Origin of the sequence: Citrobacter sp. MGH 55, from assembly GCF_016906145.1 — a bacterium.
Classification (GTDB): domain Bacteria; phylum Pseudomonadota; class Gammaproteobacteria; order Enterobacterales; family Enterobacteriaceae; genus Citrobacter_A; species Citrobacter_A amalonaticus.
In genome coordinates, this window is the sequence record NZ_CP070239.1 from 1,672,714 (window position 1) to 1,689,576 (window position 16,863).

At 53.6% G+C, this 16,863-nt stretch carries 13 protein-coding genes and 1 pseudogene; 10 read left to right on the forward strand and 4 right to left on the reverse strand.

Features of this window, described 5'->3' with window-relative positions:
- The first annotated feature begins 53 nt into the window (after positions 1-53).
- The 5 genes from dnaB (at position 54) to JTI98_RS06875 (ending at position 5,339) form a co-directional block, all read left to right on the forward strand.
- The gene (dnaB, locus tag JTI98_RS06855) at positions 54-1,469 is read left to right on the forward strand and encodes a replicative DNA helicase (RefSeq protein WP_042321088.1); all 1,416 of its coding nucleotides are present in this window, start codon (positions 54-56) and stop codon (positions 1,467-1,469) included.
- 95 nt (positions 1,470-1,564) lie between these two features.
- Positions 1,565-2,644 carry an alanine racemase gene (alr, locus tag JTI98_RS06860; RefSeq protein WP_216082073.1) on the forward strand — a complete coding sequence of 360 codons (1,080 nt, stop codon included), beginning with the start codon at positions 1,565-1,567 and terminating at the stop codon, positions 2,642-2,644.
- Positions 2,645-2,774: 130 nt separating this feature from the next.
- Positions 2,775-3,968, forward strand: a complete 1,194-nt coding sequence (gene tyrB / locus JTI98_RS06865) for an aromatic amino acid transaminase (RefSeq protein ID WP_046401383.1) — start codon at positions 2,775-2,777, stop codon at positions 3,966-3,968.
- A gap of 174 nt (positions 3,969-4,142) precedes the next feature.
- Positions 4,143-4,856 (forward strand): acid phosphatase AphA, encoded by a 714-nt coding sequence (aphA, locus tag JTI98_RS06870; RefSeq protein ID WP_042999042.1) that lies wholly within the window; start codon positions 4,143-4,145, stop codon positions 4,854-4,856.
- 126 nt (positions 4,857-4,982) lie between these two features.
- A complete protein-coding gene (locus JTI98_RS06875) occupies positions 4,983-5,339 on the forward strand; it encodes an MmcQ/YjbR family DNA-binding protein (protein WP_042999043.1) in 357 nt (118 codons plus the stop codon).
- A gap of 41 nt (positions 5,340-5,380) precedes the next feature.
- Here JTI98_RS06875 and uvrA read toward each other — a convergent pair whose 3' ends face one another.
- Positions 5,381-8,203 carry an excinuclease ABC subunit UvrA gene (gene uvrA, locus JTI98_RS06880; RefSeq protein ID WP_042999044.1) on the reverse strand — a complete coding sequence of 941 codons (2,823 nt, stop codon included), beginning with the start codon at positions 8,201-8,203 and terminating at the stop codon, positions 5,381-5,383.
- Between the two features lie 252 nt (positions 8,204-8,455).
- On the opposite strand from uvrA, the gene ssb1 reads away from it, so the two are divergent.
- The 3 genes and pseudogenes from ssb1 to JTI98_RS06895 all read left to right on the forward strand — a co-directional run bounded on the left by ssb1 (position 8,456) and on the right by JTI98_RS06895 (position 10,172).
- Positions 8,456-8,983 (forward strand): single-stranded DNA-binding protein SSB1, encoded by a 528-nt coding sequence (gene ssb1 / locus JTI98_RS06885; protein ID WP_042999045.1) that lies wholly within the window; start codon positions 8,456-8,458, stop codon positions 8,981-8,983.
- Positions 8,984-9,189: 206 nt separating this feature from the next.
- Positions 9,190-9,453, forward strand: a pseudogene (gene tnpA / locus JTI98_RS06890) (IS200/IS605 family transposase); the annotation flags it as partial.
- 287 nt (positions 9,454-9,740) lie between these two features.
- A complete protein-coding gene (locus JTI98_RS06895; RefSeq protein ID WP_042999046.1) occupies positions 9,741-10,172 on the forward strand; it encodes a universal stress protein in 432 nt (143 codons plus the stop codon).
- A 65-nt stretch (positions 10,173-10,237) separates the two neighbouring features.
- On the opposite strand, the gene JTI98_RS06900 is transcribed toward JTI98_RS06895, so the two are convergent.
- Both JTI98_RS06900 and JTI98_RS06905 read right to left on the reverse strand, forming a co-directional pair.
- Complete coding sequence (locus JTI98_RS06900) at positions 10,238-12,946, reverse strand: cation-transporting P-type ATPase (protein WP_216082229.1); 2,709 nt, start codon at positions 12,944-12,946, stop codon at positions 10,238-10,240.
- A gap of 558 nt (positions 12,947-13,504) precedes the next feature.
- Positions 13,505-13,786 (reverse strand): YjcB family protein, encoded by a 282-nt coding sequence (locus JTI98_RS06905; protein WP_042999048.1) that lies wholly within the window; start codon positions 13,784-13,786, stop codon positions 13,505-13,507.
- 596 nt (positions 13,787-14,382) lie between these two features.
- Here JTI98_RS06905 and JTI98_RS06910 point away from each other — a divergent pair.
- A complete protein-coding gene (locus JTI98_RS06910; RefSeq protein WP_044326548.1) occupies positions 14,383-15,969 on the forward strand; it encodes an EAL domain-containing protein in 1,587 nt (528 codons plus the stop codon).
- 2 nt (positions 15,970-15,971) lie between these two features.
- Here JTI98_RS06910 and soxS read toward each other — a convergent pair whose 3' ends face one another.
- Positions 15,972-16,295: a superoxide response transcriptional regulator SoxS gene (gene soxS / locus JTI98_RS06915; RefSeq protein WP_042321117.1), complete on the reverse strand. Its 324-nt coding sequence runs from the start codon at positions 16,293-16,295 to the stop codon at positions 15,972-15,974.
- A gap of 86 nt (positions 16,296-16,381) precedes the next feature.
- On the opposite strand from soxS, the gene soxR reads away from it, so the two are divergent.
- Positions 16,382-16,846, forward strand: coding sequence for a redox-sensitive transcriptional activator SoxR (soxR, locus tag JTI98_RS06920; protein ID WP_042321119.1), 465 nt, complete (start codon positions 16,382-16,384; stop codon positions 16,844-16,846).
- Positions 16,847-16,863: the final 17 nt, after the last annotated feature.

Sequence of the window (16,863 nt, forward strand, 5' to 3'; positions counted from 1 at the left end):
TATCATCGGAAGATTAGCGTCAACTCACTTTTATCTCGGTAACTCCATTCACTATGGCAGGAAATAAACCCTTCAACAAACAACAGACTGATGTCCGTGATCGCGACCCACAGGTTGCCGGACTGAAAGTACCGCCGCACTCGATTGAAGCGGAACAGTCGGTGTTGGGCGGTTTAATGCTGGATAACGAGCGCTGGGACGATGTCGCCGAGCGCGTGGTAGCGGAAGATTTTTATACCCGTCCACATCGTCACATCTTCACAGAAATGGGGCGGTTGCAGGAAACCGGCAGCCCGATAGACCTGATTACGCTCGCGGAATCGCTGGAGCGACAAGGGCAACTGGACAGCGTCGGCGGCTTTGCGTATCTGGCTGAACTCTCCAAAAATACGCCAAGTGCCGCGAACATCAGCGCCTATGCGGATATTGTTCGCGAACGTGCGGTGGTGCGCGACATGATTGCCGTCGCCCATGAAATTGCGGATGCGGGTTTTGATCCGCAGGGGCGCACCAGTGAGGATCTCCTCGATCTCGCCGAGTCCCGCGTCTTTAAAATCGCGGAAAGCCGCGCCAATAAAGACGAAGGTCCGAAAAACATTGCCGATGTGCTCGACGCGACCGTGGCGCGTATCGAACAACTGTTCCAGCAACCGCACGACGGGGTGACGGGGGTTAACACCGGCTATGACGATCTCAACAAAAAGACCGCAGGCCTGCAGCCCTCGGATCTGATAATCGTCGCGGCGCGTCCGTCAATGGGTAAAACCACATTTGCGATGAACCTCGTCGAAAATGCGGCGATGTTGCAGGATAAACCGGTTCTTATCTTCAGTCTTGAGATGCCCTCTGAACAGATTATGATGCGTTCTCTGGCCTCGCTATCCCGCGTGGATCAGACCCGTATTCGTACCGGCCAACTGGACGATGAGGACTGGGCGCGCATTTCCGGCACGATGGGCATTCTGCTGGAAAAACGTAACATCTATATTGATGACTCCTCCGGTCTGACGCCAACGGAAGTGCGCTCCCGCGCGCGGCGTATCGCTCGCGAACATGGCGGTATCGGGCTGATTATGATCGACTACCTGCAATTGATGCGCGTGCCGTCGCTGTCCGACAACCGTACGCTGGAGATTGCTGAAATTTCCCGCTCGCTGAAAGCGCTGGCAAAAGAACTGCATGTGCCGGTCGTGGCGCTGTCGCAGCTTAACCGCTCGCTGGAACAACGTGCTGATAAGCGCCCGGTCAACTCCGACCTGCGTGAATCCGGCTCCATTGAACAGGATGCCGACTTAATCATGTTTATCTACCGTGACGAGGTTTATCACGAGAACAGCGACCTGAAAGGGATTGCGGAAATCATCATTGGTAAGCAGCGTAACGGCCCCATCGGGACGGTGCGACTGACCTTTAACGGACAATGGTCGCGCTTCGATAATTATGCGGGACCGCAGTACGACGACGAGTAAATCCTCGTCATCTTTTGTGCCGCAGCGGCGTTGACCGTCTTGCTGTGACGCAAATGATTGAGAAGATTATTTCTTTATTAAGGCAAGGAATGACAATGCAAGCGGCAACTGTAGTTATTAACCGCCGCGCTCTGCGACACAACCTGCAACGTCTGCGTGAACTGGCGCCTGCCAGCAAGCTGGTTGCGGTCGTGAAAGCGAACGCTTACGGACACGGTCTGTTAGAGACCGCGCGAACGCTCCCCGATGCTGACGCTTTTGGTGTGGCGCGTCTCGAAGAAGCTTTACGTCTGCGAGCAGGGGGGATCACGCAACCCATCCTGCTGCTGGAAGGCTTTTTTGAGGCATCCGATCTGCCCACCATTTCCGCACAACACCTGCATACGGCGGTCCATAACCAGGAACAACTGGCCGCGCTGGAAGCCGCCGAACTGGATGAACCGGTGACCGTGTGGATGAAACTCGACACCGGCATGCATCGTCTGGGCGTGCTTCCTGAAGAAGCGGACGCCTTCTGGCAGCGCCTGACGCAATGTAAAAACGTGCGCCAACCAGTTAATATCGTCAGCCATTTTGCCCGTGCGGACGAGCCGGAATGTGGAGCGACCGAACGGCAGCTTGATGTGTTCAATTCCTTTTGTGAAGGCAAAGCGGGTCAACGCTCGATTGCCGCCTCCGGCGGGATTTTACTCTGGCCGCAGTCGCATTTTGACTGGGTTCGTCCTGGCATTATTCTCTACGGCGTGTCGCCGCTGGAAAACCAGTCCACAGGGGCCGATTTTGGCTGCCAGCCGGTCATGTCGCTGACTTCCAGCCTGATTGCCGTGCGCGAGCATAAAGCGGGCGAGCCGGTAGGCTATGGCGGAACGTGGATCAGCGAACGTGATACACGTCTTGGCGTCGTGGCGATGGGCTATGGCGATGGTTATCCGCGCGCTGCGCCATCCGGTACGCCGGTGTTGGTGAACGGTCGCGAAGTACCGATTGTGGGTCGCGTAGCGATGGATATGATTTGCGTTGATCTCGGGCCGCAGGCGACAGACCTGGCCGGTGATCCGGTGATTTTATGGGGAGAGGGACTCCCGGTGGAACGCATTGCGGCGATGACTAAAGTCAGTGCTTACGAGCTGATTACCCGCCTGACTTCACGGGTGGCAATGAAGTATATCGATTAAGCGGGCTTGTGGAGTGCCGGATGGCGGTGTAAACGCCTTATCCGGCAATATTCCCACCAGGCGCTCGATCTTCCTCTCCATCCGGTTTATTGTGTCATAACCCCTGCCTGTAAACCTGGAGAACCATCGCGTGTTTCAAAAAGTTGACGCCTACGCTGGCGACCCGATTCTGTCGCTCATGGAGCGGTTCAAAGAAGATCCGCGTAGTGACAAAGTGAATCTGAGTATCGGTCTGTATTACAACGAAGACGGGATTATCCCGCAGTTGAAAGCGGTGGCGGAAGCCGAAGCGCGTCTTAACGCGCAGCCGCACGGCGCTTCGCTGTATCTGCCGATGGAAGGGTTGAATACCTATCGTCATACTATCGCGCCATTGCTGTTTGGGGCTGATCATCCGGTTCTCCAGCAGCAGCGTGTGGCGACGATCCAGACATTGGGCGGTTCTGGCGCGCTGAAAGTGGGGGCCGATTTCCTCAAGCGCTATTTCCCGGATTCCGGCGTGTGGGTCAGCGATCCGACGTGGGAAAACCATATCGCGATTTTTGAAGGGGCTGGATTTACCGTCAGCACCTATCCCTGGTACGACAATGCCACCAACGGCGTGCGTTTCAACGATCTGCTGGCGACACTGAAAACGCTGCCTGCGCGCAGTATCGTCCTGTTGCATCCTTGCTGCCATAACCCGACGGGTGCGGATTTAACGCACGCGCAATGGGATGCGGTGATTGAGATCCTGAAAGCGGGCGATCTGATCCCGTTCCTCGACATTGCTTATCAGGGCTTTGGCGCTGGTATGGATGATGATGCTTATGCTATTCGCGCGATTGCCAGCGCCGGACTGCCTGCCCTGGTCAGCAACTCATTCTCGAAAATCTTCTCTCTGTACGGCGAGCGTGTCGGTGGGCTTTCTGTCGTCTGTGAAGATGCCTCCACCGCAGGCCGCGTACTGGGGCAACTGAAGGCGACCGTACGTCGTAATTACTCCAGCCCGCCGAACTTTGGGGCGCAGGTGGTCGCGACGGTGCTCGGCGATGACGCGCTGAAAGCCAGTTGGCTGGCGGAAGTGGAGGCAATGCGAACCCGTATTCTGGCCATGCGTCAGGAGCTGGTGAACGTGCTAACCGCCACCATTCCGGGCCGTAATTTCGACTATTTGCTGCAACAGCGCGGCATGTTCAGCTACACCGGGCTAAGCGCGGCTCAGGTCGATCGCCTGCGCGACGAGTTTGGCGTCTATCTGATCGCCAGCGGGCGTATGTGCGTGGCCGGTCTGAACGTGGCGAATGTGCAGCGTGTAGCGAAGGCCTTTGCTGCGGTCATGTAATTCCTCTCAGGCCGGTTGAACCGGCCTTTTTCCTTCTATATGTGATCCTCCTCTTTTTCCAGGGTTAAACCGCAGAAAATCCTTCCTTTCATCTGCCGCTGGGGTTATGGTCAGAGAGTTTGTCGAATAGTCGTACTAATAAAATCATAACTAAATGACTTCAAAGGGAAAAATATGCGAAAGATCACACTGGCGTTGAGCGCCATCTGCTTACTTTTCACGTTGAACCATCCTGCCAGCGCGCTGGCTTCTTCACCTTCCCCATTAAATCCCGGTACTAACGTTGCGAAACTCGCGGAACAAGCTCCTGTTCACTGGGTTTCCGTGGCGCAGATCGAAAACACGCTGACCGGTCGTCCGCCAATGGCCGTCGGTTTTGATATTGATGATACTGTGCTGTTTTCCAGTCCTGGTTTCTGGCGTGGAAAGAAAACCTGGTCCCCGGACAGCGAGGCGTATCTGAAGAACCCGGCATTCTGGGAGAAAATGAACAACGGCTGGGATGAGTTCAGTATTCCAAAAGAGGTCGCGCGTCAGTTGATCGACATGCACGTCCGTCGTGGCGACAGCATCTTTTTTATCACCGGTCGTTCGCCGACCAAAACCGAGACCGTATCGAAAACGCTGGCAGATAATTTCCACATTCCGGCGGCAAATATGAATCCGGTGATTTTTGCCGGAGACAAGCCGGGTCAGAACACCAAAACGCAGTGGCTGCAGGATAAAAATATCCGCATGTTCTATGGCGACTCGGATAACGACATTACCGCCGCGCGTGATGCGGGCATCCGTGGGATCCGTATTCTGCGCGCCTCAAACTCGACCTACAGGCCGTTGCCGCAGGCTGGTGCGTATGGTGAAGAGGTGATCGTAAATTCGGAGTATTAACCGGCGGCTGAGCGTCTGCTGTTTTTTTAAACAAAATTGATCTGCCAGCTTTTACCTTTTGCTGTCTTGCTGCACACTGAATAGATGACATTTCAGTGGAGTATTACGCTTGCGAGGGGATTAACGATGACCAATTCGGAGTTACTGCAATACTGCATGGCGAAAATCGGCGCGGAGCAGAGTGTGCACAGTGACTGGAAAGCCACACAAATCAAAGTTGAAGATGTGCTCTTTGCCATGGTGAAAGAGGTGGAAGGTCGCCCGGCGGTATCTCTGAAAACCAGCCCCGAACTGGCGGAATTGTTACGCCAGCAGCACAGTGATGTGCGTCCGAGCCGACATCTCAATAAGGCACACTGGAGCACCGTCTACCTCGACGGCTCGCTGCCGGATTCACAAATTTATTATCTGGTGGATGCTTCGTACCAACAGGCGGTGAATACGCTGCCGGAAGAGAAACGCAAGCTGCTGGTACAGCCGTAAAAAACGCCGTTCAGTGTGGAAGATGAACGGCGTTTTGTCTTTTACAGCATCGGTTTCAGGAAGCGGGCCGTGTGTGAGGCTTCACATTCCGCCACGGTTTCCGGCGTACCGGAGACGAGGATTTCCCCACCGCCGCTACCGCCTTCTGGACCGAGATCCACGATCCAGTCCGCCGTTTTGATGACGTCCAGGTTGTGCTCAATCACTACGATGGTATTGCCCTGATCGCGTAACTGATGGAGCACGTCCAGCAATTGCTGGATATCGGCAAAGTGCAGACCCGTAGTCGGTTCATCCAGAATATAGAGCGTCTGACCGGTGCCGCGTTTCGACAGTTCGCGCGCCAGCTTCACACGCTGGGCTTCACCGCCGGAGAGCGTTGTCGCCGACTGGCCGAGACGAATGTAGGTCAAACCGACATCCATCAGGGTTTGCAGCTTACGTGCCAGCGCCGGGACGGCATCAAAGAATTCACGTGCTTCTTCGATAGTCATATCCAGCACTTCGTGGATGGTTTTGCCCTTGTACTTAATCTCCAGCGTTTCGCGGTTATAGCGCTTGCCTTTGCACTGGTCGCATGGCACGTAAATATCTGGCAGGAAGTGCATTTCGACTTTAATTACGCCATCGCCCTGACAGGCTTCGCAACGCCCGCCGCGAACGTTAAAACTGAAACGCCCCGGCGTATAGCCGCGTGAGCGTGATTCCGGTACGCCAGCAAACAGCTCACGTACTGGCGTAAACACGCCCGTGTACGTTGCCGGGTTGGAACGCGGTGTACGTCCAATCGGGCTCTGATCGATGTCGATGACCTTATCGAAATGCTCCAGCCCCTGCACATCGCGGTACGGCGCCGGTTCGGCGATCGTCGCACCGTTCAACTGGCGCTGTGCAATCGGGAACAGCGTATCGTTAATCAGAGTCGACTTACCGGAACCGGACACGCCGGTGATGCAGGTGAACAGGCCGACCGGCAGCGTTAACGTCACGTCTTTCAGGTTGTTACCGCGTGCGCCGGTCAGTTTCAGCACTTTCTCCGGGTTTGCGGGAACGCGCTGTTTCGGCACTTCAATCTTGCGTTTGCCGCTCATGTACTGGCCGGTCAGGGACTCCGGCACCGCCATAATCGCTTCCAGCGGACCTTCGGCAACCACTTCGCCGCCGTGGACGCCGGCACCCGGACCGATATCAATCACGTGGTCGGCGGCGCGAATCGCATCTTCATCGTGCTCTACCACAATCACGGTATTGCCGAGATTGCGCAGGTGGATCAGCGTCCCCAGCAGACGTTCGTTATCGCGCTGGTGAAGGCCGATGGACGGCTCATCCAGCACGTACATCACGCCGACCAGACCGGCGCCAATCTGGCTTGCCAGTCGAATACGCTGGGCTTCGCCGCCGGAGAGCGTTTCCGCAGAACGGGACAGCGTCAGATAGTTGAGGCCAACGTTGACCAGGAACTTGAGGCGGTCGCCAATCTCTTTGAGGATTTTCTCTGCAATCTTCGCCCGCTGACCGGCGAGTTTGAGATTGTTGAAGAAGTCCATCGCATGTCCGATGCTCATGTCGGAAATGGTCGGCAGCGGTGTATTTTCAACGAAGACGTGGCGCGCTTCGCGCTTAAGACGGGTTCCTTCACAACTGGCGCACGGGCGGTTGCTGATGAACTTGGCTAACTCTTCACGAACGGCGCTGGATTCCGTCTCTTTATAGCGGCGTTCCATGTTGTGCAGTACGCCTTCAAACGGATGGCGACGCACGGAGGTATCGCCACGATCGTTCATGTATTTGAATTCAATACTCTCTTTACCAGAACCGTACAGCACCACTTTGTGTACGTTTGCGCTCAGGCTGGCCCACGGGGCTTCAACGTCAAACTTGTAGTGTTCTGCCAGCGATTTCAGCATCTGGAAGTAATAGAAGTTCCGGCGATCCCAACCGCGAATGGCCCCGCCCGCTAGCGACAGCTCAGGGTTCTGGATCACGCGATCGGGGTCGAAATATTGCTGTACGCCGAGCCCATCGCAGGTCGGGCAGGCGCCCGCCGGGTTGTTAAAGGAGAACAGGCGCGGTTCCAGTTCGCGCATGCTGTAACCGCAGATTGGGCAGGCGAAGTTGGCGGAAAAGAGCAGTTCTTCTGCTTTTTCGTCGTCCATATCGGCAACCACCGCCGTCCCGCCGGACAGCTCCAGCGCGGTCTCAAACGATTCCGCCAGACGAGTGCTGAGATCGTCACGCACTTTGAAACGATCGATCACCACCTCGATAGTGTGTTTCTTCTGCAGTTCCAGCTTTGGCGGATCGGAGAGGTCACACACTTCGCCATCGATACGGGCGCGGATATAACCCTGGCTTGCCAGGTTTTCCAGCGTTTTGGTGTGCTCGCCCTTACGCTCTTTAATCACCGGGGCCAGCAGCATCAGGCGTTTGCCCTCCGGCTGCGACAGGACGTTATCCACCATCTGGCTTACGGTCTGCGCCGCCAGCGGAACATCGTGATCCGGGCAGCGCGGTTCGCCAACGCGGGCAAACAGCAGACGCAGGTAGTCGTGGATTTCGGTAATGGTGCCGACCGTCGAGCGCGGGTTATGGGACGTCGATTTCTGTTCAATTGAGATGGCGGGAGACAGCCCCTCAATATGATCGACATCCGGCTTTTCCATTAACGACAGAAACTGACGCGCATAGGCAGAAAGGGATTCAACGTAACGACGCTGCCCTTCGGCATACAAGGTGTCGAAAGCGAGCGAGGATTTGCCTGACCCCGAAAGCCCGGTCACGACAATCAGTTTGTCGCGGGGGATGACGAGGTTGATGTTTTTGAGATTATGGGTGCGGGCGCCCCGAACTTCGATCTTATCCATTCACCTTTCCCGGATTAAACGCTTTTTTGCCCGGCGCAGCAGGGTGCTACCGGCGATCACAAACGGTTAATTATGACACAATAAAACCTGAATGGATATACAGTATTGGAATGCAAAACGCAGAGTCTTATGTAACAATGTCCGGCTGAGGTTGTTTCGCGGAATCCGCGTCGCAACATAGTAAATTCGCTATTGGTAATGCTACAATCGCGCGTTTACACTTATTAAGAAACGTTTTCAGGAGACTCGATCATGGCCAGCAGAGGCGTAAATAAGGTTATTCTCGTGGGTAATCTGGGCCAGGACCCGGAAGTACGCTACATGCCGAATGGTGGCGCAGTTGCCAACATCACGCTGGCTACTTCCGAATCCTGGCGTGACAAGCAGACCGGTGAAATGAAAGAGCAGACAGAATGGCACCGTGTTGTGCTGTTCGGCAAACTGGCGGAAGTAGCCAGCGAATATCTGCGTAAAGGTTCTCAGGTCTACATTGAAGGTCAGTTGCGTACCCGTAAATGGACCGATCAGTCCGGCGTAGAGAAATACACCACGGAAGTGGTGGTGAATGTTGGTGGTACCATGCAGATGCTGGGTGGTCGTCAGGGTGGTGGCGCACCGGCAGGCGGTCAGCAGCAACAGGGTGGTTGGGGTCAACCTCAGCAGCCACAGGGTGGCAACCAGTTCAGCGGCGGCGCGCAATCTCGCCCGCAGCAGCAGTCGGCACCGGCAGCACCGTCTAATGAACCACCAATGGATTTCGACGACGATATCCCGTTCTGATCAAGCCAGTTTAGCGCTGTGCTAAATAAAAATAGAAAAGCCCCGTTTCTGACGGGGCTTTTTTGTACGCATAAAACCCCAGCCAGGCTGGAGGTTCCGGAAAGCTTTCAATTTTGAGACAGTTATTAAAACCCCTTTTGATTTGTTAAAACCCCTTGCGGTCTGGCAACTGCAAAAGTTAAACAAGAAATCAAAAGGGGGTCCCAATGAGGGACGAAAAGAGCTTAGCGCACACCCGATTGAACTGTAAATATCATATAGTTTTTGCGCCAAAATACCGAAGACAAGCGTTCTACGGAGAGAAACGCAGGGCGGTAGGCAGCATCTTAAGAAAGCTGTGTGAGTGGAAAAACGTACGAATCCTGGAAGCGGAATGCTGTGCAGATCATATCCATATGCTTGTGGAGATCCCACCCAAAATGAGCGTATACGGCTTTATGGCGTATCTGAAAGGGAAAAGTAGTCTGATGCAAATATCAGATCGTATGCGCCTGTTAGGGCGCGGCTAGTAACAGAGCCTTATCGGCGTATCAGAAAAACCTCCGGCTATGCCGGAGGATATTTTTTTGTCAGTTTTTCTCACGCTACGTAAATAAATCTGCAGAGTTATCAGGAAGATAAATAAACTGCCTGAGATCAAATCGTGACGACGATTATCGATTATCCTGCGTTCGCAACTTTCACCCATTAAGACTGAACCTTGCCGGGCTTTTCAGGGAAACACGATCAGCCTGTCAGCGAACATAAGGGAATTAGAATGAACAAATCCATTTTAATGCCGGTTGATATTCTGGCGATGGACCTTTCTGACAAAGCGATTGCCTGGGCCGATCACATGCTCAATAAAGAAGAGGGCGTGCTACATCTGCTGCACGTTTTCCCTAAGCTGCAGGCGTCGCCAATGCGCGGCTTTGCTTCGGATATCAAAAAGTACGAAGAGTACATGACCAACGATGCGCAGGAGAAAATGCTCGCGCTGGCGAGAAAATTCAAAACGCCGCTGGAGAGGATTCGCTTTGAAGTCCGACACGGCAATATTCGCGATGAGGTGAATGACGCGGCAGCGGCGCATAATGCCGAAATGATTATTATCGGCTCACGCAAACCGGGGATTGCCACCCATCTGCTGGGCTCGGCAGCCGCTAATATTTTGCGTTACGCAAAGGTGCCGGTAATGGTTGTTCGTTAATCCGTCATCGTAGACGAACAAGGCCTCCCGTTTTGGGAGGCCTTTTTATTGCCGGATACCGCCGGTTATTTCCGGCGGAATTTGCGGGTGAGGGGTTTCTCAATCTCAACAATGAAGAACAGCGCGATGCCGATGGCAAAGGTAATTCCCCAGTAGCGTAGCGGCAGGGCTTCCGTACCAAACAACATTTGCAGGAACGGCACGTAGATAATCGCCAACTGCAGCAGTAACAGAATACCGCTGACCAGCCAGATGCCTTTATTCATCAGCAGACCGCGACCCAGCGAGAAGCCATCGGAAACGCGGCAGTTAAGCATGTACACCCACTGCGCCGTCACCAGCGTTTGCAACAGGACCGTGCGGATGAATTCCGGGCTGTGACCGCGCGGCTGCAGCCAGGCTTCCAGCATAAAGGCACAGGCGGCAATTAGCGTACCGACAAACCCTACGCGCCAGATAGCAAAGCCATCCATCACGTTCTCATTACTCTGGCGCGGTGGGCGGCGCATGATGTTGCGCTCACCGGCTTCAAACGCCAGACCGAATGACAGCGTGGCGGAGGTTGCCATGTTCATCCACAGGATCAGCACTGGCGTCAGCGGGATCAGATTACCCGCCAGCAGCGCGACGATGATCAGCAGACCCTGCGCCAGGTTAGTGGGCATGATAAACAGGATGGTTTTCTTCAGGTTGTCGTAGACACGGCGCCCTTCCTGTACCGCGCTGGCAATGGTCGCGAAGTTATCATCCGTCAGCACCATGTCGGCGGCCTCTTTCGTCACTTCGGTACCTTTAATACCCATCGCGATGCCTACATCGGCCTGCTTCAGTGCCGGCGCGTCGTTGACACCATCCCCGGTCATGCCGACGATCTCGCCTTTTTCTTGCAGGGCTTTTACCAGACGCAGCTTATGCTCCGGGCTGGTACGGGCAAAGATATCGTAGGTGACGGCCGCTTCGGCAAGTTCAGCCTCATCCATCTGCTCGAGTTCATAGCCCGTCACCGCATGTTTGCTGTTATGGATACCCAACATGCCGCCAATGCTCATGGCGGTTTGCGGGTGATCGCCGGTGATCATTTTGACGCGGATCCCGGCTTGCTGGCAGGCACCGATCGCCGCAATGGCTTCCGGGCGCGGCGGATCCATCATCCCGGCGATGCCGAGGAAAATGAGCCCCTCACTCAGACAGTCATGGGTCAGCGCATCGGCATCAGCACGCGCAGGCTTCCAGGCGGCAGCCACCATCCGCAAACCTTCTTTGGCATAGCGGGCGATTTCGGCCTCCCAGTGCGGCTGGGTAAAGGCTTCCGTGCCGTTCGCGGTTTGTTGCAACCGGCAGAGTTTAAACAGCACATCCGGTGCCCCGGTCACCAGTACGCGCTCGTCGTTGCCGATGCGATAGTGCGTCGCCATATATTTGTACTGGGAATCGAACGGGATTTTACTGCGCAGTTCGCTCTCGACGGCAGGCAGCATGGCCTTGGCGGCCAGCACTTTCAGCGCCCCTTCCGTTGGCCCGCCGGTAATTCCCCAGTGCCCCTGTTCATCGCGAATCAACTGGCTGTCGTTGCACAGATCAATAGTACGCAGATAGCTTTCAAGCAGGCTGCCAGGCGCAATCTCTGCCTGCGCGTCGTTTTCCTCGACGTGGATCTCGCCCGTTGGTTCGTAGCTGTTGCCCTGCACGCGATAATTTTTATCCGCCGTGATGATGGCTTTAACCGTCATCTCGTTCATGGTCAGCGTGCCGGTTTTGTCGGAACAAATCACCGACATGGCACCCAACGTTTCAACGGTAGGCAGTTTGCGGATGATGGCGCGTTTGCGGGCCATGGTCTGTACGCCCAGCGACAGGATGATCGAGATAATCGCCGGTAAACCTTCCGGCACGGCCGCGACAGCCAGGCTAATTAACGAAAGCAGCAGTTCACCCATCGGCATATCGCGCAGCAGCAGACTGAAAATAAACAGCCCGAGCATCATGGCGAGAATAAGGGCAAAAATCGCTTTACCGAGTTTATCCATCTGCACCAGTAGCGGCGTACGGTGCTTTTCGATCTCCGTCATCATCTGGTTGATATGGCCCAGTTCCGTCGCCTCGCCGGTGGCGATTACCACGCCAAGCCCCGCCCCAGCGCTGATGGTGGTGCCAGAGAACAGCAGGTTTTTGCGATCGCCCAGCGGCAGTTCGCCACTCAGCGCCTCTGCCGTTTTGTCCACAACGGTGGATTCACCGGTCAGGATAGCCTCTTCAACCCGCAGGTTATGGGCTTCCATGACACGAAGATCGGCGGGAATACGGTCACCCGCACGCAGTACCACGATATCGCCGACAACCAGATCGGTCGTCGCGACCGTCTCATGTTGTCCGTTACGGACCACGACAGCGGATGCGGAGAGCATATTGCGGATGCTTTTCAGCGATTTTTCCGCGTTGTTTTCCTGAATATGGCCAATCAGGGCGTTGATCACCGCGACGCCGAGGATGACGGCTGTATCCACCCAGTGCCCCATTACGGCGGTGAGGGCCGCTGCGGCGATCAGGACGTAGATCAGAACATCGTGAAAATGGGCCAGAAAGCGTAGCCAGGCGGGTTTACCCGCTTTTTCCGGTAGTGCGTTAAGGCCATCTCTGGCAAGACGTGCGCTGGCCTCATTGTGAGTCAGCCCGGAAGGTTGGCTCTGCTGATTTTTCAGAACCTCCTCAACGGTTAGCTGGTACGGCTTTTTTCCAGCGCATGGCGCAGAATGGAGACGATTGCTGTTCGGCATTCTGGTCAAAGTAAATTTCCTCAAAGAATAAAATTTTAATATTTTGAAACACGCGCATACTATTTGAATAATGCCTTCAGATGTTTGATATTAATCAATGGTGTTTCGGTAAATATTATTTTATCTTTGAGTGAAGATGATATTTCCCCTTGTTTTTTATGAGGGTAAATGGAAGTGTAAATTTAGGAAAGGAGGTGTTTATGTTTGGAATATACAATGCCAAGAGATTGATTTTATTGATTATGTTTGCAATCGCTGTGGCGGCAATTAGCGGTATTTCAACCTATTTCTTTGTAAAATATCTGGGGTGAGAATAATAAAAACAGTCTTCCTTACATAACTTTTAAATCCTGAAAAATAATGACATTAGGGAAATCAGAGACAACGGGGAAATATATTATAAAGCGCAGCCTGCCGAATAAACGGGCCGCGCCATATAAGCGAATAATCGAGGCGGGCTTGCTGAAATCGAAGGGGAATCGAGTGTGTCCACAACAAACACCGACGGGATTATCTGGAAACATTAAAAAAGCCTCCGTCAGGGAGGCTTAGGTGAAATCAGGTCAATACCATCGGCCATTCCGGCGGCGTCTGGCTCATTACTTCAACCATCACGGATTCAATGTTGTTCCAGATGGCGGAGAGATCCATCAGGGTGATGCCGAGTAATCCCGTCGCAAACCAACAGGCGGCGACAACCCCGAGCCCACTGCTGATCACTGCCAGACCAATGTAATCTGAGCGACGAAAACGAATATTCAATGTGCTGGCGAGAAACATGAGCACAGCGCTCAGCAGTTGCCAGCGGAGAAGAACCACGCCAGTGGTTAGGGTAGCCATGAAATATTTCCTCTGAGAATAGCAGGTGCCCTGGACAGCGCGGCGTTTTCACGGGAGGCGTGGCGCACTCTGGCTATCGATGGGCATTCACATCAACACCGAATGAAACATTGTTTTTGTTTCATAATATTTGTGAACTATATCACGGTTAGGCGACCGTTCGCCAGCCTGTCGACTTCTTTTTTGCCTGCTTTATAACCTTAATAAAAACATGGTTATTGATTCAATGATCGACACACTTTCACCGTGGTGCAACCGAAAAGCGCGACGTAATAAAGAGGCAATGGCTTTACCTTGTTTGTATTGTCAAAAAATAAGCAGACGAAGAAATTTAACTTAATTTCATTTTGCGAATGAGCCAACAAAACTTTCATAAAACACGACTCCTTTCGCAGAATGGATTACCCTTAATAAAATTAATCGTCACTGCGGGTTTGCTTTATGGTCGAATATTATCACCATCCTGCAATATCAGACTTTTGCTAATAAAAGTCTGTTGCTAATATTGATAGATTCATGCAACGTAACCACCTGTGTAATTTAGCATCCTGTCTTGATGATAACAGGCATATGAAATGCAGGGATATAGGGCTGAAATGAATCATCGGGTGCGACGCAAGGTGCTGAGGTTCCTCGGGATAATCATGGTGGTTTTGCTCCCCGTGATGCTGGCGCTATGGTTTGCCCACCTGCAAGCAACGTCCCAAACCAGTAAGCAACTGAGCATTTTTGCTCATCTGGCTTTAGATAAAACAGAACTGGTCGTTTTACAGGCAGACTTAGCCCGCGATGCCGCTGAACAGTATCAGGGACAAGCGTGTACGCCGGCGCATCAACAACGAATGTTGAATATTATCCGAGGGCGCCTGTATATCAACGAGTTAATTTATGCGCAAGGCGATCGTTTTTTATGCTCAACGGTAATGGCCCCGTCAGCGCCCTATATTATGCCAACGGCAAACTATAAACGAAAACCCAATATCGCTATTTATTACTTTCGCGATACGCCTTTTTTCACCGGTTATAAAATGACGTATATGCAACGCGGAAACTATGTTGCCGTGATCAATCCATTGTCATATAGCGAAGTGATGTCCGAAGACCCCGAGCTGGCCTGGGGGGTCTATGACACGGTAACCAACACCTTTTTCTCCCTTAGCGAACAGGCCTGGGCGGCTCAACTGTTGCCACTGGTCCAGCGTAATCAGTCTGTCTTCCAGCAGGACGACCGTTTTTATACCGTCGTCCAATCGGATAAACGCCCCATTGCGGTCATTGTGTCGACCTCGATGCAGCGGTTTTATCAGAATCTGTATCAGCAATTGCTGATCGCGCTTCCGTTGGCGGTCATCAGCAGCATTTTGCTATTAATGTTCTGGTCTCGGGCGCGTCGGCAATACTACTCGCCGCGGCGCATGCTCCAGCGCGCGCTTAAACAGCGTCAGCTTTGCCTACACTATCAGCCGATCATTGATATCAAAAACGAGAAATGCGTGGGGGCGGAAGCGCTGCTGCGCTGGCCGGGTTGTAAAGATCAGGTGATGAGTCCGGCGGAGTTTATCCCGCTGGCGGAAAAAGAGGGGATGATCGCGCAGATTACCGACTACGTGGTGGAAGAAGTGTTCAGTGATATGGGGACGTTTCTGGCTGCAAATCCGCAGTTGTATATCTCTATCAACCTTTCCGCATCGGATTTCCACTCTTCACGATTGATTGCCATGATCGCGGATAAAGCGCGCGAACATGGCGTACTTGCGCAACAAATAAAAGTCGAAGTGACCGAGCGAGGATTTATCGATGTGCCGAAAACCACGCCGGTGATCCAGGCATTTCGTCAGGCAGGCTATGAAGTGGCGATTGATGATTTCGGCACCGGCTACTCTAACCTGCACAACCTCTATTCCCTGAACGTTGATATTCTTAAGATCGACAAGTCCTTTATCGATACGCTGACCACCAACAGTACCAGCCATCTGATTGCGGAACATATCATTGAGATGGCGCAAAGCCTGCGTCTGAAAACCATCGCAGAAGGCGTGGAGACGGCGGATCAGGTGAGCTGGCTGCTTAAACGCGGGGTGCAGTACTGTCAGGGGTGGCACTTTGCGAAGGCGCTGCCGCCGCAGGACTTCATTCACTGGCTGCAACAACCGCCCGCACTCCTGATGCAGCGCGGGCAGTAATACTACAGGCGGTGGCGGTAGTCGCTGGGGGTGCGATCAAATTCCCGGCGAAACACGCGGGAAAATGTCTGTTGCGACACATAACCTAAATCCATCGCAATATCGAATATCGGTCGCTCGGTGTTGCGCAGTTCAACGGCGGCCAACAGCAGTCGGCGCTGACGGATATAGTCACCCAACGTCTGGCGCATTACTGTGCGGAACATCCTCTGTAAATACCACTTTGAATAACCTGATTTTTTCGCGACCACATCAATGTTCAGCGGTTGGTCGATATGTTCATCAATCCATTCAATAAGGGTCTGAATAATTTGCTGATGGGACATATTGCTGCCTCCTTCTCAGTGTTCGATTCGTCTATTTGTCTGCGGGCGAGTATAATTCCTCAAGTTAACTTGAGGTAAAGCGATTTATGGAAAAGAAATTACCCCGTATAAAAGCGATGCTCACGCCGGGCGAAGTGGCAAAGCGTAGCGGCGTGGCGGTGTCCGCATTGCATTTCTATGAAAGCAAGGGGCTAATCAGCAGTATCCGCAATAGCGGCAATCAGCGCAGATACCGGCGTGACGTGTTGCGTTATGTCGCGATTATCAAGATTGCTCAGCGGATCGGTATCCCACTGGCGACTATCAGTGAAGCGCTGGGCGTGCTGCCGGAAGGTCATACCCTCAGCGCTAAAGAGTGGAAGCAACTCTCCTCGCAATGGCGCGAAGAGCTGGACCGTCGCATTCATACGCTGGTGGCGCTGCGTGATGAGCTGGATGGTTGCATCGGCTGTGGCTGCTTGTCGCGCAAAGACTGTCCGTTACGTAACCCCGGAGATCGGCTGGGCGAAGAGGGTACGGGCGCGCGTCTGCTGGAAGATGAACAAAACTAAAGCGCCGCAAGGGCGCT